Origin of the sequence: Bradyrhizobium uaiense (assembly GCF_010811875.1) — a bacterium.
In the GTDB taxonomy this organism is placed as follows: domain Bacteria; phylum Pseudomonadota; class Alphaproteobacteria; order Rhizobiales; family Xanthobacteraceae; genus Bradyrhizobium; species Bradyrhizobium uaiense.
Genome location: NZ_VKHP01000179.1, coordinates 1 through 20,166, shown reverse-complemented (window position 1 = coordinate 20,166; position 20,166 = coordinate 1). Strand labels below are relative to the sequence as shown.

General features: G+C 65.2%; 18 protein-coding genes and 2 tRNA genes. 8 read left to right on the top strand and 12 right to left on the bottom strand.

The genetic code is table 11. The annotated features are described in order from the left end of the window. From FNJ47_RS32550 to FNJ47_RS32540, 4 genes are all read left to right on the top strand, one after another. On the top strand, window positions 1–729 hold a 729-nt coding region (locus FNJ47_RS32550), incomplete at its 5' end, for a TCP-1/cpn60 chaperonin family protein (RefSeq protein WP_283811326.1). 405 nt (window positions 730–1,134) lie between these two features. Further along, window positions 1,135–1,269 carry a hypothetical protein gene (locus tag FNJ47_RS53335; RefSeq protein ID WP_283811325.1) on the top strand — a complete coding sequence of 45 codons (135 nt, stop codon included), beginning with the start codon at window positions 1,135–1,137 and terminating at the stop codon, window positions 1,267–1,269. A gap of 212 nt (window positions 1,270–1,481) precedes the next feature. Then, complete coding sequence (locus tag FNJ47_RS32545; RefSeq protein ID WP_163160027.1) at window positions 1,482–1,697, top strand: hypothetical protein; 216 nt, start codon at window positions 1,482–1,484, stop codon at window positions 1,695–1,697. A 40-nt stretch (window positions 1,698–1,737) separates the two neighbouring features. Further along, complete coding sequence (locus tag FNJ47_RS32540; RefSeq protein WP_163160026.1) at window positions 1,738–1,935, top strand: hypothetical protein; 198 nt, start codon at window positions 1,738–1,740, stop codon at window positions 1,933–1,935. Window positions 1,936–1,952: 17 nt separating this feature from the next. Here FNJ47_RS32540 and FNJ47_RS32535 read toward each other — a convergent pair whose 3' ends face one another. From FNJ47_RS32535 to FNJ47_RS32525, 3 genes are all read right to left on the bottom strand, one after another. Next, complete coding sequence (locus tag FNJ47_RS32535; protein ID WP_175068448.1) at window positions 1,953–2,732, bottom strand: helix-turn-helix domain-containing protein; 780 nt, start codon at window positions 2,730–2,732, stop codon at window positions 1,953–1,955. A gap of 252 nt (window positions 2,733–2,984) precedes the next feature. Then, complete coding sequence (locus tag FNJ47_RS32530) at window positions 2,985–6,347, bottom strand: adenylate/guanylate cyclase domain-containing protein (RefSeq protein WP_163160025.1); 3,363 nt, start codon at window positions 6,345–6,347, stop codon at window positions 2,985–2,987. Between the two features lie 178 nt (window positions 6,348–6,525). Continuing rightward, on the bottom strand, window positions 6,526–7,428 hold the full coding sequence (locus FNJ47_RS32525; protein WP_163160024.1) for a DUF3313 domain-containing protein: 903 nt from the start codon (window positions 7,426–7,428) through the stop codon (window positions 6,526–6,528). 203 nt (window positions 7,429–7,631) lie between these two features. Here FNJ47_RS32525 and FNJ47_RS32520 point away from each other — a divergent pair, with 203 nt between their 5' ends. Beyond that, complete coding sequence (locus FNJ47_RS32520; protein ID WP_236000222.1) at window positions 7,632–8,240, top strand: TetR/AcrR family transcriptional regulator; 609 nt, start codon at window positions 7,632–7,634, stop codon at window positions 8,238–8,240. 147 nt (window positions 8,241–8,387) lie between these two features. After that, window positions 8,388–8,687: a GIY-YIG nuclease family protein gene (locus tag FNJ47_RS32515; protein WP_163160023.1), complete on the top strand. Its 300-nt coding sequence runs from the start codon at window positions 8,388–8,390 to the stop codon at window positions 8,685–8,687. A gap of 117 nt (window positions 8,688–8,804) precedes the next feature. Here FNJ47_RS32515 and FNJ47_RS32510 read toward each other — a convergent pair whose 3' ends face one another. The 4 genes from FNJ47_RS32510 to FNJ47_RS32495 all read right to left on the bottom strand — a co-directional run bounded on the left by FNJ47_RS32510 (window position 8,805) and on the right by FNJ47_RS32495 (window position 11,605). After that, complete coding sequence (locus FNJ47_RS32510) at window positions 8,805–9,956, bottom strand: slipin family protein (protein WP_163160022.1); 1,152 nt, start codon at window positions 9,954–9,956, stop codon at window positions 8,805–8,807. A gap of 335 nt (window positions 9,957–10,291) precedes the next feature. After that, window positions 10,292–10,358 (bottom strand) — tRNA-Ile (locus FNJ47_RS32505). A gap of 3 nt (window positions 10,359–10,361) precedes the next feature. Then, window positions 10,362–10,433, bottom strand: a tRNA-Phe gene (locus FNJ47_RS32500). A 332-nt stretch (window positions 10,434–10,765) separates the two neighbouring features. After that, the gene (locus FNJ47_RS32495) at window positions 10,766–11,605 is read right to left on the bottom strand and encodes a LysR family transcriptional regulator (RefSeq protein ID WP_163160021.1); all 840 of its coding nucleotides are present in this window, start codon (window positions 11,603–11,605) and stop codon (window positions 10,766–10,768) included. A gap of 128 nt (window positions 11,606–11,733) precedes the next feature. Here FNJ47_RS32495 and FNJ47_RS32490 point away from each other — a divergent pair, with 128 nt between their 5' ends. Further along, window positions 11,734–12,327, top strand: coding sequence for a cysteine hydrolase family protein (locus tag FNJ47_RS32490; RefSeq protein WP_163160020.1), 594 nt, complete (start codon window positions 11,734–11,736; stop codon window positions 12,325–12,327). Window positions 12,328–12,338: 11 nt separating this feature from the next. Beyond that, window positions 12,339–12,968, top strand: coding sequence for a glutathione binding-like protein (locus tag FNJ47_RS32485; protein ID WP_163160019.1), 630 nt, complete (start codon window positions 12,339–12,341; stop codon window positions 12,966–12,968). A 23-nt stretch (window positions 12,969–12,991) separates the two neighbouring features. On the opposite strand, the gene FNJ47_RS32480 is transcribed toward FNJ47_RS32485, so the two are convergent. The 5 genes from FNJ47_RS32480 to FNJ47_RS32460 form a co-directional block, all read right to left on the bottom strand. Continuing rightward, window positions 12,992–14,488, bottom strand: coding sequence for an AMP nucleosidase (locus FNJ47_RS32480; protein WP_163160018.1), 1,497 nt, complete (start codon window positions 14,486–14,488; stop codon window positions 12,992–12,994). Window positions 14,489–14,616: 128 nt separating this feature from the next. Then, a complete protein-coding gene (locus tag FNJ47_RS32475) occupies window positions 14,617–15,897 on the bottom strand; it encodes a DUF2778 domain-containing protein (protein ID WP_236000221.1) in 1,281 nt (426 codons plus the stop codon). A gap of 330 nt (window positions 15,898–16,227) precedes the next feature. Then, window positions 16,228–16,923 (bottom strand): DUF899 family protein, encoded by a 696-nt coding sequence (locus FNJ47_RS32470; protein ID WP_163160017.1) that lies wholly within the window; start codon window positions 16,921–16,923, stop codon window positions 16,228–16,230. 79 nt (window positions 16,924–17,002) lie between these two features. Next, entirely contained in the window at window positions 17,003–18,505 is a 1,503-nt protein-coding gene (locus FNJ47_RS32465) for a glycosyltransferase family 39 protein (RefSeq protein WP_163160016.1), read from the bottom strand. Between the two features lie 7 nt (window positions 18,506–18,512). Next, window positions 18,513–19,646, bottom strand: coding sequence for a glycosyltransferase (locus FNJ47_RS32460; protein WP_163160015.1), 1,134 nt, complete (start codon window positions 19,644–19,646; stop codon window positions 18,513–18,515). Window positions 19,647–20,166 lie beyond the last annotated feature (520 nt).

Sequence of the window (20,166 nt, the reverse complement as noted above, 5' to 3'; positions counted from 1 at the left end):
CTCGGCATCAAGCTCGAGAACGTCACGCTGCAGATGCTCGGTCGCGCCAAGAAGGTGATGATCGACAAGGAAAACACCACGATCGTCAACGGCGCCGGCAAGAAGGCCGACATCGACGCCCGCGTTGCCCAGATCAAGGCGCAGATCGAGGAAACCACCTCGGACTACGACCGTGAGAAGCTGCAGGAGCGTCTCGCCAAGCTCGCGGGCGGCGTCGCGGTGATCCGCGTCGGCGGCGCGACCGAAGTCGAGGTGAAGGAGCGCAAGGATCGCGTTGATGACGCGATGCATGCGACCCGTGCGGCCGTCGAGGAAGGCATCGTCCCGGGCGGCGGCGTCGCCCTGCTCCGTGCTTCCGAGCAGCTCAAGGGCCTGCGCACCAAGAACGACGACCAGAAGACCGGCGTCGAGATCGTGCGCAAGGCGCTGTCGGCTCCGGCTCGCCAGATCGCGATCAACGCCGGTGAAGACGGCTCCGTCATCGTCGGCAAGATCCTCGAGAACAAGACCTACAATTACGGCTTCGACTCCCAGACCGGCGACTACGCCGACCTGGTCAAGAAGGGCATCATCGACCCGACCAAGGTCGTCCGTACCGCGATCCAGAACGCAGCCTCGGTTGCCGCGCTGCTGATCACCACGGAAGCCATGGTTGCCGAGCTGCCGAAGAAGAACGCCGGCGGCCCCGCAATGCCTCCGGGCGGCGGCATGGGCGGCATGGACTTCTAAGTCCAGCCACTCAGGGCAATCCACGAAATGCAAAACCCCGGCAGCGATGCCGGGGTTTTTGTTTGGGGCAGCCGGCCGGGCACTTGTTGCAGCGCGCTTGATGTCGGTGGTCTGCGCGACCTGGCGCCGGAGAAGGCACGCTGCTGCTCTCGGCAGCGTTCACTTATGCACAGCACTCCCCATAAACCCATGTTAGTTCGGGTTGACATTCTCAAAATAATTATCGGCGAGAGTCGCAAACCGAACCGACAGTCTCGGCCTCGTCCCGCACAATAAGCTCGGGACAGGTTCGAAGTTCACTCAAAAATCTGAATCGAGCACGGAGCGTCAGCTCCCGTGACGCGGGCAAGCGTTGCGGAGAATGCTTGCGCTTGAGAGGGAGGCTGTGCGGTGAGCGAAAGCCAAATGAAAGTCACCGTGAAGGGCACGCGTCTCTTCGAGATGCCGCTGTCGAGCCACCGGTTCGACCAGACAGGCGCGACGAAAGCCCGCGAACCCGCCACGAAACGATTTGCCGAGGTGCTTCGCCAAGCCGCCTGAAGAAGCGGCGTTCAACTCACATCGAGGATTCGTTTGAGGAGGGATCTGGCCGGTTGGAAAAGCCCAGTGACGAGCATGCAGCCCCCACTGCCCAATGCTCTGTCAACCGCCGCAGGTGCGCGATGCCCCCAACTACCCCGCACCGAGCTGAGGCCAATCCAACCGGCCGGAGCTTTTCTGCAAGAGCAAGAAAATATGGGAGGGAAGCTCACATGGGCATGGTCATGGTCAAATGTCCGCAAACCGGGCACGCGATTTCCACCGGAATCAAAACCGATCGCGAGAGCTTTCGACGCAGTACGGTGTTCTTCTCGCGCACCCCTTGCCCATTTTGCCGCGCCGATCATGCCTGGTTTGCGGGGGACGCCTGGGTCGACGAGCCGAGCATCCGCGTGCGGCGACGCCGCAGCGCCGGTTTACCGGCCTGAAACCGGCCACCACTCTTGATGATCGCGATGGAGGGACACCATGGCGCATGCGCAGAACTCAACGGAAACGTCTGCCTGGCTGCTGCAGGCCAAGGACTTTCTCCATGAAGCACGACGGCTGAAGCCGGGCCCAAAGCGCAATGAATTGCGCGAGACGGCGCAGGTGCTGCGCGAGATTGCGAAGCTCGAGGCGGCAGCCTCCTCCGCGCGGAAGCGCGATCGTCGGCGAGCAAGCTGACCGCGCCGGGAACGCGCTCACACGGTGTCGTCCGCCTCGATTTCCGAGATGCGGGGATCGTCGGCCGGAGCCATTCCTCGAGCTCGAGCCTTGTCACCCGAGAAGATCTCCTCGGCCTCAAGACGCATGACGCGATGGCATTCGCACGCCGCCGCTACCAGCCGCGCCCGGTCGATCTCGATCCGGCCTCGTTGCTCGGACCTGATCGCACCGCGCTTGCGCAGATTGCCCATCAGCAACGTCACCGTTGTTCGCCGCACGCCCAGGATTTGCGACAGCGCGTGCTGGGTCAACGGGAGGACGTCGCTGTCGACGCGCTCGCGAAGCTGGAGCAGCCAGCGCGCCATCCGCGCCTCGACCGGGTGGAGCGCATTGCAGGCGGAGCCAAGCTGAAACTGGATCAGCATCGCTCTGACGTGCTTTTGGATCGCCTGCCGGATCCCGGGACTGCGGCCGAAAGCGGCATGAAAGCGCGACGCGGGAACTCGCGAGGCCATACCAGCAGCACGGACGACTGCGGTGATGCCTGACGGTGACGCTCCGAGCACCGAAAGGCTGCCCACGGCCCCTTCGTTTCCGACCACACCGGTCGCGACCGTGTGCCCATCCGCCATGTCGATCATCAACAAGATCGCCCCGCTGTGGGGAAAGAAGACGTAGTCGATCTCGTCGCCGGCGCGCGCCAGGACCTCATCCTGTTCGAGCGCGACAATCTCCAGCTCGGGCCTCAGGAGGTCCAAATCCGCCGGCGACAATGTTGCGAGAAGACGATTACGACTTCCGCCGGAAATGCTCACCTGCGGGAACTCGTGATGTAGGGTCGCACAGCAAACTCACTCGAACACAGGCCAACAACAAATTCCAAACGCTTGACCGCGCGGCGGAATTCTCTGCGACACGATCCGAAATAGTTAGATGCAAATGCGCCGCCGGACGCAACAGCAAAATGCGCATGGTCGCACCGTAAAACTTCGGGGACCCAAGAGTTCCAGTTTTCGAACCTCGCAAGCGCCGCGCCCGACGGTCTGACCGCTCCAATGCGTCGCCAGTCAAGACGCGCGCGAGCGGTGGTCAGGCCGCCAACGCGCCTGCGTGAGCAGTTCCTGTGCGTCGTCGATTTCGGCAAGATCGAGCGCCGCATCGAAGCCGGCGAGCACCGGCGACAACAATTGAGACATCTCGTCTGCCCGGCCGCTGCGACTGCAAAGACGTGCAAGCCCCAGCGCGCTGCGCAATTCGAAAGTCTTCGTCTGCTGCCTTCGCGCAATCTCAATGGCGCGGTGGAAGGCCTCCTCGGCGCCGGAAATGTCGGGGGTGTCGCGACGCGACCGCAGCTCGCCCAGCACGCGGTACAGCTCGGCATCCAGCCAGTGCTGCCCGGATTGCTCCGTCGCGTCGATCAGCTCGTTGACGATGTCGAGTCCCGCCTCGACATGCCCGGCCTCAGCATTCGCCACCGCGATCTGCAATCCCCAGAACGGATCACAGAGGTAGCAGTCGTTCTCGTGAAGCAATGTCCAGCCGCGCTGCATCTCCGCGAGACCTGCCGCCAGGTCGCCGGCACGCCACTTCGCCAAACCATTGAGGTAGGTGCCGGCGGCGACATACAGCGGCATGGTGTGATCCTGCGCCAGTCCCAACGCGAGGATCGTCTCGGTCTGCCGCAACCGGCTGCCGCACAGCCCGTCGAAAACGGCCTTGTGCACCAGCGCATTGGCACGCGCGAGCGCGCGCTGTTCTCCGGAAACGCTCACCGCTTCGCCCGCGAGCTGCCGGGCACGATCGATCTCGCCACGCGGCCAGAGCACGAGCGCCAGAAATCGCATGATGACGAACGGCAGATCGAGCGTCGACGCCTTGAACGTTGCCGGATCCGGCTCGGTCGCATAGGCAGCGAACGCCTTCTCGAGATGGATGCCCGCGTTCAGATAGTCGCCCGCAAACCAGCAGGTCACCCCGCTGGTCCAGCCCGCGACGATCGTCGCCACCGGCGAATCCGGATGCCGTTCCGCCGCGCCCATGATCGCCTCCGCCAACTCCCGCATCGGCGCGAGTTCGCCGTGGGTCAAGCAGGCGTTGAAAAGGCCCGACTGGATCGGCGCCAGTTCGATTGGATCATCGATGTCGGAGGCGAACCGCCGGGCGCGCGTCCAGGCGGCCACCGTCTCGGGGGCGCTGTGCCCAAGACTGCCCCGGAGCGCGCGGCCGTAGGCGATTTGCAGATGGAGCCGGCCGATCATCCGACCCGGCTCGTCGGGCAATTCGTCGGCAATGGCGACCGCCTTGCCGAGATGTGCGATCGCCTCGCAATAGGCCGAGCGCTTCAGCGCCTGCTGACCGGCTTTGCGCCACCACGCCAGCGCAGTCTGGCCGAGCCCGGCCTCGGTGAAATGATAGGCAACGACTTCCGGCTCGATCTCCGCGATCTCGGCAAACCTAGCGCGCAGCACATCGCCGATCTGCTTGTGGAGCAGTTGCCGGCGGCTCTTGAGCAAGCTCTCATAGGCCGCTTCCTGAACCAACGCGTGCTTGAAGCTGTAGCTTGCATCCGGCGGCGCGCCTCGGCGCAACAGCAATCCGGCCTCTTCGAGCTGGGCGAGCGCGGCCGCAAGCGTCAAATCATCGCGCCCGGCCACGCTGTGCAGCAGCCCATATGAGAACTCACGGCCGATCGCTGCGCCGATCTGCGCCACCTCCTTGACCGGCGCCAGGCGGTCGAGCCGGGCCATCAGCGAGTCCTGCAGTGTCGCCGGGATCGCCAGCGGCGGCAGCGGACTGTCGAGACGATAGCGTCCGGCATTCTCGACGAGCAGCCCGGACTCCATGACCATCTTGGTCAGCTCCTCGACGAACAGCGGGACACCATCCGTCCGCTCGATGATCTGTGTCATCATCTCGCCGGGCAGCAACCGGCCGACGGTCACCTGCTCGATCAGCGCGCGGGTGTCCTGCCGGTCGAGCCGATCCAGCCGCAGCAGGCTGACATTGGCGAGCCCCGCCCACGGCGGGTCGAACTCGGGCCTGAACGTCATCAGCATGAGGATTGGCAGTCCCCTGATCCGGTCGACCGCGAGGTCGAGCAATTCGAGCGACGTGGCATCGGCCCAATGCATGTCTTCGCAGACGACAAGCACCGGCTGCTGCCGGGCAAGGCCCTCGAGTTGGTCGAGCAGCGCTGCGAATGTCTGCCGCCGCTGCTGCGCCGGGCTGAGGCCGAGCGGCGGATAACGGTCACCGGTCGGGATCGACAGCAGCGCCGCGATCAGCGGTGTCACGCTGGGCACATGCTGCGTCCCGAGCGCCAGCATGGCTTCGAGCTTGTCCAGTTTCTGCTCCGGCACATCTTCCAGGCGGATGCCGGCAGCACGCTCAAGCTGGGCAACGAAGGGATGCAGCGCGCTGTTGGTGTGATAGGGCGAGCATTGATACCGCACACGGCAATACGTCTCGGGCACGAGGCTGTCGGAGAGCATCGCCACGATGCGGGATTTGCCGATTCCCGCTTCGCCCGATATCAGCACCGCCTGGCCCTGGCCTTGCCACGCCAGTTGCTGGCGCGACAGCGCAAATTCGATCTCCGCCTTGCGGCCGACGAAGCCGATCGAGCGCGCGGTCCGCACGGCCTCGAAACGGCTTTCCGATGCCGGCTCGCCTTCGACAGCCCACACCGCGATCGGCTCGGAGATGCCCTTGACCTCGCGGCGACCGAGATTGCGAAGCGTGAACAGATTGCCGAGCAGCCGGCGCGTCGAGGAGGCCACGACGACCACGCCCGGCTCCGCCAGGCTCTGCAGCCGCGCCGCGATGTTCGGCGCATCGCCCACCAGTGCCTGCTCCTCCGACGCACCGCCGGAGACGAGGTCGCCGACCACGACGAGCCCGCTCGCAATCGCGATCCGCACCGCGACGCCCTCGTCAGCTCGGGTCTCCAGCTTGCCGATCGCGGCGATGACATCGAGGCCGGCGCGCACTGCGCGCTCCGCATCGTCTTCATGCGCTCGGGGGTAGCCGAAATATGCGAGGATCCCATCGCCGATAAATCTGGCAACGACGCCATCATATGTCGCGATCACCCGCGCACAGGCCGCGCGATAGGCGCGGATCACCTCCCACATGTCCTCAGGATCGAGGCGCGCCGACAAGGCGGTCGAGCCGACCAGGTCGCAGAACATCACGGTGAGATGGCGTCGCTCGGCATCGTGCGATGAAACCGGCGCGGCGATCAGTTCGGTTTGACTTAAATCGGCGATGGCACGCAGCATCTTGCGGCGATGGCCGAGCAGGACTCCAAGCCTGTCGAAGTCTTCATCCGTCAATTCGGGAAGAACACTTACGTCGATGCCGTTCTCGGCAAAACGCAGCGCGTATTGCCCAAGCCCCAGCTTCCCGAGCCATTCCGCAATCTGCTGCATTGGCTTCACCGACGGGTTGACGGCTGGCCGAATGGACCACGGCGAACAGACGTTAGCGCAATCTGTCTGTGCTGGCACCTTCTCTCTTTAGGCAGTCCGTCCGGAGCAGCAAATTGTGCCACGGCGGTGTTCCGTTACAGCCCTGTGCACGCGAACATTCGTACGCATGCCGGCCGCCTCACTCCGTCCGCGCCGCAACCGGCCCCTTGTCGGTCCAGTCCGGCGGCACGCCGGCGCTGTCGCCGACCATGCCGATGAGGCCCGGCGCGCGCCCGAATGCTTCGCAGGCCGGATATTTCGGCGCGCCGCCGAGCAGGAAGCCCAGCCGCTGCATCGAGGGCATCGATGGCACCCCGCCGAACGGCGTCACGCCGGTGACCAGCATCTGGCTGAAATCGCCGCCGAACGATGCCGCGAGGCCGTACGCATCGCCCTCCTCCGACATCCGCCCGGTATCGAAAGCATTGGCAGCGCGGCCCCAGACCATCGCCGCCTTTTGCTGTCCGGCCGCATCGCGCGCCTCGGCTTCAAGCGACAGGCTGCCGAGCCCGACCGGAATGCGCGGAACGGGTACGGGCACGCCCGGCAACAGAATCGTCTTCGCGACCGATACGCCCTTGGAGACGCCGACCGCCGTCGGGTCGGTCGGCACCACATGCGTGATGACGGCCTGCACGGTCAGATCGGCCGGCTCCGACGCAACCACGTAGAAGCGCTCGCTGAGGCCCGCGCACAATGCACGGTCGGCGGCGTTGGTGACGAGCCTGCGTTGCGCGGGCGTGAACGGCGCCGGCGTTTTCTCGGAGAACACGGTTGGGATGATCCTGACCGTCTTCGCCGCCAGCACCTCTTCCTTGCTCACGCGCAACTGTGAACGGGTCAGCACCCCGTCCGACTGCACCATGTTGTCGTAGGAGCGGAGCGAGCCGGCCTGATCCAGCGTCGCGGTCGCGCAGCCCGAGACCAGCAGACCGAGCAGGTTCGCCGCGGCCCAGCCACGGAGCTGCGCCCCCCGCCCGCTCACAAATCCATTTGCCGCCGGAATCCGCTTGATCCGGCATACGCGCGAGCAGGTTGTCATTGGGGCACCACTGACTTACACTTAGTGTAATTATTACACTCGGTGTAATTATCGTGTTGGGCGGTTTTGTGGCGTGACCGCCGGCGCGCGACCGAAAGACCCATGTCTCGTCGCGCTGCTCTGCGCGTTGACGCCGACGGCCGCGCGACCCGAGGCCGCGAAGTGCTTTTGCCCTGATTGCCTGTTGATGAGAGAAGCGGCCGATGCCCGACACGTTGACGAAGTCCCGGACGCCTGCAGGAGAAGGCCTGCGCGAGCGAAATCGTCGCCAGACGCTGCAACGCATTACCGATGTCGGCATGGAGCTGTTTCTGGCCAATGGATACGAGGCCACGACGCTGGACGAGATCGCGGCGGCGGCCGGCATCTCGCGCAGGACCTTCTTCTACTATTTCAGGAGCAAGGACGAGATCCTGCTCGCACATATCTCAGGCTATGACGACGCGCTCAGGGCGTCGATCCGCGACCACGCCTCGGCCGGCGCACCGATCGACGTCGTCCGCGAGGCGCTGCTGGAAATGTCCGCCCGCTTCCAAACGTCGCGAACCATTGCGATTTCGCGCCTGATCCGTGAGAGCGAAGTGCTGAGCTCGCGCCGACCCAGGAACGATCTGCACCGCGAACGGATCGTCTACGAGGCACTCTGCGAGCTATGGCCGGGCAAGGACCGCCGCGACCGCCTCCGTCTGGTCGCGATGGCCTCGAGCGGCGCACTGCGTATCGCCGTCGACACCTGGCTCGAGCAGGGCGGCAAGCGCCAGCTCACCAAATTCGTCCAGGACGCCTTCACCAATCTGAAGGCCGCGATCTGAGCGGCTTATCCGACGCCAATATGATCACGATCGCTCCTTGATTTCGATTATGCGCCAGAAATAGTATTCCTCGTCATTCCCCGGTGCGCAATTGCGCACCTGAGGGCGCGCGCAGCGCGAGCCCGGAATCCATTCCTCCGCTTGCTCATGGCCTATTACGTCTACCTGCTCGCGAACGAGAAATACGGCACACTTTATCTCGGTGTGACGAACGACATCGTTCGCCGAGTGTACGAGCACAAATCCAAAATCGTTGCAGGATTTACGAAGCAGTACGACGTCGACAGACTCGTATGGTTTGAAATCTATGACGACGCATTGACCGCCATCGCCCGCGAAAAAGAACTAAAGAGGTGGCGCCGAGATTGGAAGATCAAATTGATCGAAGAGAAGAATCCGCAATGGATCGACTTGTATCCGGAAATCGCCGCCGGACATATTGGATGAATGGATTCCGGGCTCGCGCTTCGCGCGCCCCGGAATGACGAAGGATAGATTTGCGAAACGCGCCAATCAACATCACTCCCAAAACTCGAAGGGCCGCCCGTGGGCGGCCCTTCTGTCTTACGTGTTCTCGGGCACCTTGAGGCGGACCAGCTTGGTCAGCAGCGCATCGAGGCCCTGGCCCTCGCCCGCATGCAGGTCGATGCGGCCGACCTTCTCGACCAGACGCTCGAGCGACTCCAGCTCCTTGAGCCGCAGCAGCAGAGGGTTCTCCTCCATCAGCTTGGCGGTGTTCAGGAGCGAACGCGTCGCCGCGGTCTCCTCCTGGCGGCGGATCAGGTTGGCCTTCGCCACCCGCTCCGCCTCCACCACCTTGTTGACCAGCTCGCGGATCTCGCCGGGCAGGATCACGTCCTTCACGCCGAGCTCGGTGACTTCGACACCGGACTCCGCGACACGCGCGCGGACGTAGTCGAGAAGCTCCTCGTCGAGCGCCGTCTTCGCAGACAGCACCTCGTCCAGCGTGCGACCGGCCACCGCCTCGCGGATCGCGAACTGCACCAGGCGATACAGCCACGCATCCACGTCGGGCACCGTTGCCACGACCCGCTCGGGATCGACGATCCGGCGGAACGCAGTCAGCGTCACGCGCAGCGCGATGCGATCCTTGGTCAGCATCTCCTGCGCCGTGATCTCGATCGCCTGGGGACGCAGGTCGAGGCGCTTGACCTCGATCTTGCGGCCCGCGATCCAGAACGCGTGCCGGCCGGGCGCGAGCCGCTCGACCAGCTTGCCCTCGACCGTGAGCAGACCGGCCTCGTGGTTCTCGACCACCGCCTCGGTGATGACGCCGGCCCGGTTGGGCTGGATCATCGCGAGGTGGCGTGCGGTCACGCGGATATCGCTGGTCACGTCGATGCGCTCGACCTCGACCGACGTCGCGACCTTCCAGTACACGCGCGTCTGCCAGGGCGTCATCAGCTGAACGGGACGGCCATCGAGGCTGACGATCGCGATCTCGTTTGCCTTGGTCTCGATCGCCTCGAACAGCTCATCGGCCAGATCGGGACGCGCGGCCTTGATCACCGCGTAGCGATCCGCAGGGAATTCGGTCCGCACGACGCTGAACAGCTCGGCCTTCAGCTCATGCAGGGGATCGAACAGGCGGTGACGTCCGGGCGCGAGCACCTGCTCGAGCCGGCCGTCGCGCGTCAGCAATGCGCGCTCGCCATCCTTCACCGTCAACTTGGTCGTCAAGATATGCCAGGTCATTGGCACGCCTCCATCGTTGCTTCAGGCCCATGGGCCTGAAAGCTGGTTTCATTTTGCAAAGGACGTGAGGACGCGAACGCGGCTTCCTGTCAGCCAAGCGGGCCGTGGCTTGAGCTTGCCTGACGACGGGCGCACGCGCGCGTTCGCGCGACAAAAGTCGCGCGGCCGAGCGGAGCCACCCGGCATCAGCGCAAGCGGTATCCACCGCGGCGCAAAGCCGGTCTCACAGTGTCGATGTTCGGACGAAGAGCCTTGCGGCAGAACGGCCGGACTGCGACTGAAGCGCGCGTCCGGTCCCCTTCAGAGGTATCAGCTTTTCAGGCTGAACGGAGCGCTTGGAGCGGGAGTCGAACCCGCGACCCGATGAGTATCATTCACCTGCTCTAACCAACTGAGCTATCCTTTGTGAGAAGATCGGATTCGAACCGGTACCTTCGGGGTTTCAGCCCCGACGCTCGCCCATGAGCTTCATTCTCGTGATCTTCATTTCAGCGGAACACGACACCGCAGAGCGGCACGCGCCAGTCGGGATCTCAACGAGCCCGAACCCATGGCCGAAGCGAAGGAGCGGGCTAATAAACGAAGCACGCCCGGGTTGCAAGAGGGGTGCGTGTGATTTTTTCATGACGAGGCGTGCGCTGAAGCAACCACAAACTCACCTCGTCATGCCGGGGCGTGCGAAGCACGAACCCGGAATCCATCAGGCCGCACAACGTGCGGAGGAATGGATTCCGGGTTCGGCGCTGCGCGCCGCCCTCAGGTGCGCAATTGCGCACCGGGGAATGACAGAGGGTAAGCCCGTCTCCACTTCACCCGCTGCGCGCGACGTCCTGGAAGCAGGCGCGCAGCCAGTCGATGGTGGCGCGCGTTGCCGCGTCGCGCTTGAGATGGTTCTGCACCAGGAGCCAGACGTCGCGCCGCTTCGGCAGCGGCGTGGCGCGCAGACGGCGGTCGCTCAGCAGCTCGACGCAACTGTGCTCCGGCAGCACGCCGACTGCATGATGCGACTGGATCAGTCTGTGGATGATGCGGACATTGTCAGTGACGCAGCGCGCGCGAAGTCGCTTCGCGCGCAGGAACTGCATTTCCGGAATTGCGCCGAGCTCGTCGGGATACGCGCATGTCACCGGCTCTCCCGCCGCCGTCGCCGCCGGCTCGAAGAAATACAGCCTGACTTCGGCGAGCTTCGAGATCGCGAAGTCGCCCTTGTCGGGCTTGCGCAGCCGGATCGCAAGATCGGCTTCCCAGCGCGAGAATTTCACATTGTCGCTCGACGTCAGGAATTGCAGCGTCAGGCCCGGATGGGCGCGCAGGAACGCGCTGGTGCGCGGCGCCAGCACTTCCTCCGCAATCGCATTGGTGGAGGCGATGCGCAGCCGCCCCACCGGCCCGGGCAGGCTTTCACCGATCCGGCCGATCTCCTCGGCATGCGCGGCCATCGCCTGGATGTGCGCGAGCACCACGTCGCACTGCCGGGTCGGCCTGCGGACGCCGTCGGCCGCTTCGAACAGCCGCAGCCCGAGCGCGCGCTCGATCCGCGCCAGCCTGCGGCCGACCGTGGTCTCGTCGATCCGCAGCCGCGCGCTGGCGCCGGCATAGGTGCCCTCGTCCCTGACGGCCGCGATGATGCGAAGGTCGTCCCAGTTCATGGCGCCAGGCTACATCGCATCCGGCCTGCCTGCAATAACGCAGCCACCGGCTGCAATATCCCTGCATAACGGCAGGCCCGTCCGCGGCTATATTTTCGAAAGACACATCCGCCGGAGATCTCACGACCATGACCGCCGCCAAAACATTGATGCAGCTTGCCGGTATCGACCTCACCCCGCCCCGCCTCGGCGATGCCTGCCTCGTGCTGATCGATATCCAGAACGAGTATCTCGCCGGTCCCCTCGCTTTGCCCGACGCCAGCCCGGCTATCGCGCGGGCCACCGTACTGCTCGGTCGCGCGCGGGAAAGCGGCGCCAAGATCATCCACATCGCGCACAAGGGATCGCCGGGAAGCCTGTTCGATCGTGCCGCGGAGCGTGGCGCGATCGTCGCGCCGCTGGCACCGCGGCCGGGCGAGATCGTGATCGAGAAGCAATTGCCGAACGCATTCGCCGGCACCGATCTCAATGCGCAGCTTACCGCGACCGGCCGCAAGGAGCTGGTGCTCGCCGGCTTCATGACGCATATGTGCGTGAGCTCGACCGCCCGCGCCGCGCTCGATCTCGGCTACCGCACCACCATCGATGCCGACAGCTGCGCCACCCGCGACCTGCCGGACGGCACCGGCGGCACCATTGCCGCAAAACTCATTCACGACGTCGCGCTCGCCGAACTGTCCGACCGCTTCGCGATCATCGCCCGCGGCAACGCCCTCGCTTGAGAGACATCGCCATGCTGCAGCTCTATTTCTCGCCGATGGCCTGCTCGCTGGCCAGCCGCATGGCACTGATGGAAGCCGGGATCGAGGCGCGCTATCACCTCGTCCAGCTCTGGACCAAGAAGGTGCTGGAGGACGATGGCGACTTCCGCGCGGTCGCACCGAAGGGCGCGGTACCGGTGCTGGTGCTCGAGAACGGCGAACACCTGACGGAGAGCGCGGCGGTCCTGCAATATATCGCGGACCTCAAGCCCGAGTTCGGCCTCGCGCCGCCGGCGGGCCATCCGGATCGCTACCGCCTGCAGGAGTGGCTGAGCTTCATCGGCACCGAGATCCACAAAGGCTTTCTGTTCCCGACCTTCTGGTACAAGGACGACGCATCGCTTGCCAAACCGCGTGCCAGGATTGGCCAGACCTTGTCGGTGCCATCAGCGCATCTCGCGCACCGCGAATTTCTGGTCGGAGACCGCTTCACGGTCGCGGACGCGCACCTCGCCTGGGCCCTGCTGCTGCTCCGCGCCGCCGGTATCGACGTCGCGGAATGGCCGCCACTGGCAGCCTATCTCTCACGCATTCAGGCACGGCCGCAGGTCAAGGCCGCGATCGGCACCGAGATGCAGCTGTGGAAGAGCATCGCGGCGTGATCGCCGCGGGCCCCCGCGCAACGTTACTGGAATGCGACCTCGGCAAAGCTGCGCAGCTTGCGCGAATGCAGGCGTTCGGATTCCTGCTGCTTGAGCCGCTCCAGCGCCTTCAGCCCGATCTGAAGATGCTGGCCGACGCGCTGGCGATAGAACTCGCTCGCCATGCCCGCCAGCTTGATCTCGCCATGCAGCGGCTTGTCGGAGACACACAGCAGCGTGCCGTAGGGCACGCGGAAGCGGTAGCCGTTGGCAGCGATCGCGGCCGATTCCATGTCGAGCGCGACGGCGCGCGACTGCGACATCCGCCGGATCACCTGCGGCCCGCTGATCTCCCAATTGCGGTTGTCGACGCTCGCAACCGTGCCGGTGCGCATCAGCCGCTTGAGCTCGAAGCCGGTGAACCCGGTGACCTCGCCGACCGCCTCCTCGAGCGCGACCTGCATTTCCGCAAGTGCGGGGATCGGCACCCATAGCGGCAGCTCGTGGTCGAGCACGTGATCCTCGCGGACATAGCCGTGGGCGAGCACGTAATCGCCGAGCCGCTGCGTGTTGCGCAAGCCGGCGCAATGCCCGATCATCAGCCAGGCATGCGGCCGCAGCACCGCGACGTGATCGGTGATGTTACGCGCATTGGACGGACCGATTCCGATATTGATCAGGGTGATGCCGCGATAACCGGGTTCGACGAGATGAAACGCCGGCATTTGCGGGATGCGCTCCGACGCAGCCCCGGTCGTGCCGCCGCCTGCCCGCGCGTTACGCGTGATTACGTTACCGGGTGCGACGAACGACTCGAGGCCTTCCTCACCCGAGGCAAGGCGCTGCAAGCTCGATTGCGCGAAGGCATCGACATAGAACTGGTAGTTGGTGAAGATCACGAAATTCTGGAAGTGCTCGGGATCGGTGCCGGTGTAGTGGTAGAGCCGGCGCAGCGAGTAATCGACCCGCGCCGCGCGGAACAGGGCCAGCGGCTCGGGCGCGCCCGGCGTCAGCTCGAACGTTCCGTCGGCGATCGCATCGTCCATTGCGGCGAGATCGGGCGTATCAAAGATATCGCGCAGCGATCGCGTGAACGCCGAGCTGTCGGCGATGGTCAGCGCCGCCTCGATATTGATGTCCCGCCGGTAAGCGAAATGGATCGGGATCGGCTCGCTGGACTCGCCGATCTCGACCGCCACGCCATGGTTCTTGATCAGAAGCCCGATCTGCTCGGTGAGATAGGTCCGGAAAATATCCGGCCGGGTGATGCTGGTTTCATGGATGCCGGGCCCGGCGACGAAGCCGTAGGCAAGCCGCGAATCCAGCCGTGCATGCGACGAGGTCGTGATGCGGACGAACGGATAATGCGCGCGCACCCGCGTCGTGATCACGGCGCCGTTGACGTAGGCCTCGAAGCGATTGCGCAGGAAGCCCGTGTTGCGCTCGTATATCTCTTCGAGACGAGCAACGGCGGCAGCGGCGTCGACGAACGCTTCGGTCGTGATCGGCGGCGGGGTTTCGATGGGAGGCGTGGGAGCCATGTTCGCTTTGCACCGGATCCGTTGTCGAGCTTGGACTCGCCCTCGATCAGCGCAGTATAGCGACAATGGCACCTAGTTCTAGACGTCAGGCCGCAGCCGCGGGATGCCTGCGCGCTGACCGCTCTGCCTTACTGAACCCGCGCGAGCACCGCGAGGCGGCGGATGCCCTTGTTACGGTAGGCGTCGAGGAACGCGTAGTAATCCTTGAACGAAACGCAACCGTTGGAGTCGCCGTTCGGGCCGAGCATGAAGGTATGCGCGAGCAGACCGTCGCGGTTGAAGATCTTGCCCTCGCCGCCGATCGGATTGAGCCGCAGCGCCGGCACACCGTGGAACAGCGCTTCGCGCGGCTTGAGCTCGTAGATGTGCGGCGGCGTCACGCCGACCATCTTCATATGCGAGGACCTGGGATCGTCGAGCCTCGAGCCGAGGCCCGAATGCGCTTCGAGGCGCGTGCCGTCGGGCAGATACACGGTCTTGGCGGAGATGTCGTACACCGCGGTCTGGCGGTCATAGGGCGGCGAGCCGCCGAGCATCGGGTTCTGGTCCAGTGTCGAGGGGATGCTGCCGGTCACATTGGCGTCGGCGGAAGCGAACGAGAGCAGCCCGCCGCCCGACTCGCGCTTGCCCCACAGCTTCTCGACCATGGTCGCTCGCTCGCTCGACGCGATCGACATCACCGCGGCCTTGGCGCGCGCAGCCATGTCGCGGACGCCGCTGGACTTCGCAGCTTGCTTGGCTTCGGCGGGCTTCGGCTCGGAAGCCTTCTCGGCCGCCTTCTCGGCCCCCTTGGGCTGCACATTGGCAGCGGGATCGTTGAGCGCCACCTTCAAATTGGCGGCGGCTTGCTTCTTGGCGGTCTCCACCGACTTCGGCGCCGGCAGCGGCTTCGATGTTTCGGCGAGCTCCGCGCTGGCGACCGCTCTCGCCGCTTCGGCGGCCTTGGGCGCGGCGGCCTGTTTGATCGGATCGATCTGCGATGCGGCATCGGCCACGACGCTGGAGGCCACGCCCTCGGGCGAGGCAGCCGCAAACCGATCGTTAAACATAAGCGAAGGTGCCTGCGCTTCCGACTTCGCCGCCTCGGTCTTGGCAACCTCGGTCCTGGCAACCTCGGTCTTGGCGGGAGCCACCGGCGCCGGCGTCAGCGACGCGAACACCTCGTTGAACGCGGGTGTCGGCCGTGCGGCGGCGGCCACGGGCCGCTTCACCACCGGCGCATCAAACGACGCATTGCCCACTGACGGATAGACGCCCGCCGCAAAGATGTTGGCGTAGACGGTCCAGGCACAGCCAAGCACCAGCCCCGCCACCGCGGCGCTGCCGAGGAAATGCTGTGGGAGAATTTTTCGGGAGGTTTTCTTGCGGCTCGGTGCCCCAAGAACATACGCACTTGTACTCGTACCCATACGCCCGGCGCTCAAAACAGGTCCACCTTTGTCCCTCACTCGACGCGTGGTCGAACGGTGTTCGGCTCAACGTCGCGCGGGGGCACAGACGGCCATTAAGGCGACTTTTAGTTAAATGCGACTTAACCGGATGCGATCCCCTGCAGCGCGGGAAGTGCCTGTGGCATAGGGCTTTTTTAAGATGGTATTGGACCGCCAAAACGGCTTTTCTGTCCCACGATGGGACATTCCGGCGCGCGGTTCCGCCGCCGCATACCGGGATAAATCCTAGGGAGAATTTCCTTGCCGATCTTCCCGTAATCGCGCGGGGACCGGGCAAAAACCATCTCCTCAATAGCTCAGCTTCGGATACCAGTCGGCGCCGCGTCCCTCGCGCGTGGTGTCGAGCAAGGTCCAGAGCGGATCCATGTCCGGCGCGCCGCGCGGGTCCTGGCCGGGGTCCATGGTGCCCGCGCCCATCTCGCCAGCCCAGAAATGACGGATCGTGCCGTCGTGGCGCGTGAAGACATTGTAGCCGGGCACGTCGCTGTCATCCTTGCTGACATAGTCGCGCGTGTAATCGCCCGACGCATCCGAATAGACCTTGTGACGCGACCAGCCGCGCGCCCGCTTCGCCTCGATCAGCCGTGCGATCGGCGAGCGCGCGACGAACACGAACGATACGCGCTGCTCGATATCGGGCAGCTTCTCCTCCCATGTGCCCATGAACGATGTGCACATCGGGCACGGCTTCTCGCGCTGCGGGCCGAACATGTAGCTGTAGACGATGAGCGTCTGCTTGTTGCCGAACAGATCGGCGAGCGACGCCGCGCCGGACTCACCGGTGAACGCATAGGCCTTGGTCACCTCGCCGCCCGGCGGCAAGGCGCGCCGAAACTCGGCGACACGCTCGATGTGACGACGCAGCTCGATCTCTTCGACCAGCAGTTGCTGGCGCGCACGACGATACTCGGCGCTCTCATTGGGAAAGCGCCTGACATTGGTCTCGGCGAGCTCGGCGGCGGGCTTGAGGACGGAACTGGTCATGGTTGGAACCTCGCATGGTTGACGGGCTCCCTGGAAGACGAGCCGGACCCGGACGATCCGACATTCAACGGCGGTAGCTTTACTGCAGTTCCGGCGGCGGCGAGCGGTCAAGGACCTCGCCCTTGGCGCCTTCAAGCAGATCGAGCGCGTAGGTCTCGATCACCAGCGGCCCGCGCATGCGCTTGGCTTCGGCCACCGTTGCGACATGGGCGAAATTGTCGCGCACCGAGACCGGGATCGCCTGGTCGACCTCATGCACATACAGCAGCTTGCCGGACAATTGCGCGGGGCTCGGCTCCAGCATGTTGACCCAGCGAATGCGCTGGCCCTGTTGGGCGACGCAGGTGCCCTTGGGGAGATAGAAGGCGAGCCAACCGGTGGTGCCGTAGTCCGGCGAGAGCACACAGCTCGCGCCGGTCCGCGCGCGCACCGCCTCGATCTCGTCCGCGAGTTCCTGCCAGCCGACACCGACGCTGCGCACAGTGGCGTCGCGGCGGTAACCCGAGAGCATGCCGGTGTTGGCCTGCACGATCAGCAGCGCGAACAGCACGACGCCGACCGGCGCGGCCCAGCGGCGGCAGAAATCGATCGTACGCTGCTGGCGCGGCGCCCATTGCACCTGGATCGCGGCGACCGCAGCCGCTACTGCAAACGCGGGATAGACCGGCGCGAACCAGTTGGCCTCGACCCGCGCATGCAGCGCATGCCAGCTGAAGTAGACCACGATGGTCCAGAACATCGTGTTGACCAGCACACGGGCCGGCATCGCGCCGGCGCGACGCCGGTAGAGCGCATAAAGGCCCATCACGCCGAGGATGAAGACCAAGGGCGTCGCGAACGCAAACTGCGTCGGGATCAGCTCGGCGATGTAGTTCGGCCGAAAATCCTCGATCCGGGCGCGCCCCATCTGCTTGATGAACGACACCCATTGGTGATCGGCATTCCAGAGGATCACGGGCGCAAACAGGCCGGCCGCGACCAGGCCGCCGAGATAGAGCCAGGGCGAGAGAAACCAGCGCCGCAGCTTCGGCACCGTCGCAAGCCAGATCAGGATCGCGGGACCAAAGAACAGCGCGGTGTATTTCGACAGCAGTGCCAGACCTGCGCTGGCGCCGACCGCAAGCCACCAGGCGCCGCGGCCGCTCTCCAGCACCTTTGCAAGCGCGTACAGCAGGAAGCTGGCCGCAACCAGCAACGGCGCGTCCGGCGTCACGATCAAGGTGCCGACAGCGGCCATCAGCGTGACATTGAGCAGGATGGTTGCACTCGCGGCGATGCGCCGGCTGCCGAACAGGATTTCGGCTGCCCGGTAGATCGCCCAGCTCATCGGCAACGCGAGCAGGATCGAGACCAGCCGCACGCCGAACGCCGTGTCGCCCGCGATCATGGTGCCGAGCCGGATCACGACCGCGACCATCGGCGGATGGTCGTAATAGCCGCCGGCGAGCGCCTTCGACCACATCCAGTAATAGGCTTCGTCGAAGGTGAGCGGCGTCCATGCGGCGGCGGCCAGCCGCAACCCGACCAGCGCGCACACCGCAAGAGCGGTGTTCCGGGCCAGCCGCGCCTCGTTCGGGTTCATGCCACCGTCATCGCTTGCGCCAGACGAACAGCCCGGACATCGCGTAGTTCCACACCACGCCCATCAGCGCGCCGGCCGCGCCCGCAAGCCACCAGATCGGCTCCTGGTCGTAGACCGAGAACGCGACGCCGACATTTGCCAGCAGGCCGACGCTGCAGACCAGATAGAACAGCAGCAGGCCGCGCAGGATGCCGAAGCCCTTCAGCCGCTGATCGCGGTAGGTCAGGAAATTGTTGAGGATGAAGTTGCTGGTCATGGCGACGATCGCGCCTGCGGCCTGGGCCTCCGGGAACGGCGCCTTGAACAGTTCCAGCGCGATGAACAGCACCATCAGGTGCACCACCAGGCCGAGCCCGCCGACGGCTGCGAACAGAATGAAGCGCAGCGAGATCAGATCATTCGTCAGCTTCGCCAGCACCAGGCCGAGGAAGTCGAGCGCGACCATCGAGTCGAGCTTGCTCTCGCCATGCTGGCGCGCACCGAAGGTGTAGGGAATTTCGACCGCGCGCAGTTTGCCCTCCGCGGTCGCCACCACATCGAGCAGGATCTTGAAGCCTTGGGTCGACAGCTGCGGTGCGAGCTGCTCGAAGCGGTCGCGGCGGATCATGAAGAAGCCGCTCATGGGATCGGCGATCACGACCTTCAGCGCGCGGCGGGCGATCTCGGTCGCAAAGGCGCTGGCGCCGGCGCGCTGCTTGTTGAAGCCTTCGGCCTTGTAACCCTCGATATAGCGGCTGCCGACCACGAGCTCGGCCTCGCCGCTCTGCAGCAGCGCCACCATCTTCGGGAGCTGGGTTTCGTCATGCTGCAGGTCCGCATCGATGACGGCAGCATAGGGCGCGCTCGAGGCCAGGATGCCCTCGATGCAGGCGCCGGACAGGCCGCGCCGGCCGATTCGGCGGATGCAGCGCACGCGGGAATCCTTCCGCGCCAGCGCACGCACCACGTCCCAGGTGGCGTCGGGCGAATTGTCATCGACGAAGATGACCTCCCAGGACACGTCCTTCAGGGTCGCGTCGAGCCGACGGTACAGCACCGTGACGTTGTCGCGTTCGTTGAAGGTCGGGACGATCACCGAAAGCTGCGGCAAACTTGCTGCCTGCGACGAGGTTTCGGGGCCCGGCTTGATGGCGTCATTCATGAGCGCCAGCGTATAGCCGCAGCCTCCGCCCCTGCCAAGGCAGGCAGGCCCGTACGCTCTCTCAGAAAGCGGGAAAACGGGGCAAAATACCCCTGAAAATGCCAACGACCACGAACAAGGGGCGCGCGTACATCCGGCGCAGCCGACATTGTCGTGGTCGTCCCAGCGCCGGAGCCCTTAAGCTGCAACGTCGCCGTTAGGGGCTAGATAGGAAGCCCCCATGCGGTCCGCAAGGGGGTGGTCTGCAAGGGGCGCTCTGGAAGGCGTCTGGTGTGAGCGTCTTGGCGTCAGGTCTTGGCGTTAGCGTCTTGGCGCTAGTTGTTCGGGACTTCCCGGATCACCGGGCCGCGCGGCACCGGGGCCGCTGGTGCGGCCTCAGCGGCGGGGGCCGCCGGCGGGCGAGGCGCGGGGGGGCGGGGCGGGGGGAGGGGGGGCCCTATTAAACACGTGGAGGGGGCGGGGGCGCCACGCGGGGGGGGCGGACGTGGGCGGGGGGGTCTGGGACTAAAACTAGGGCGCG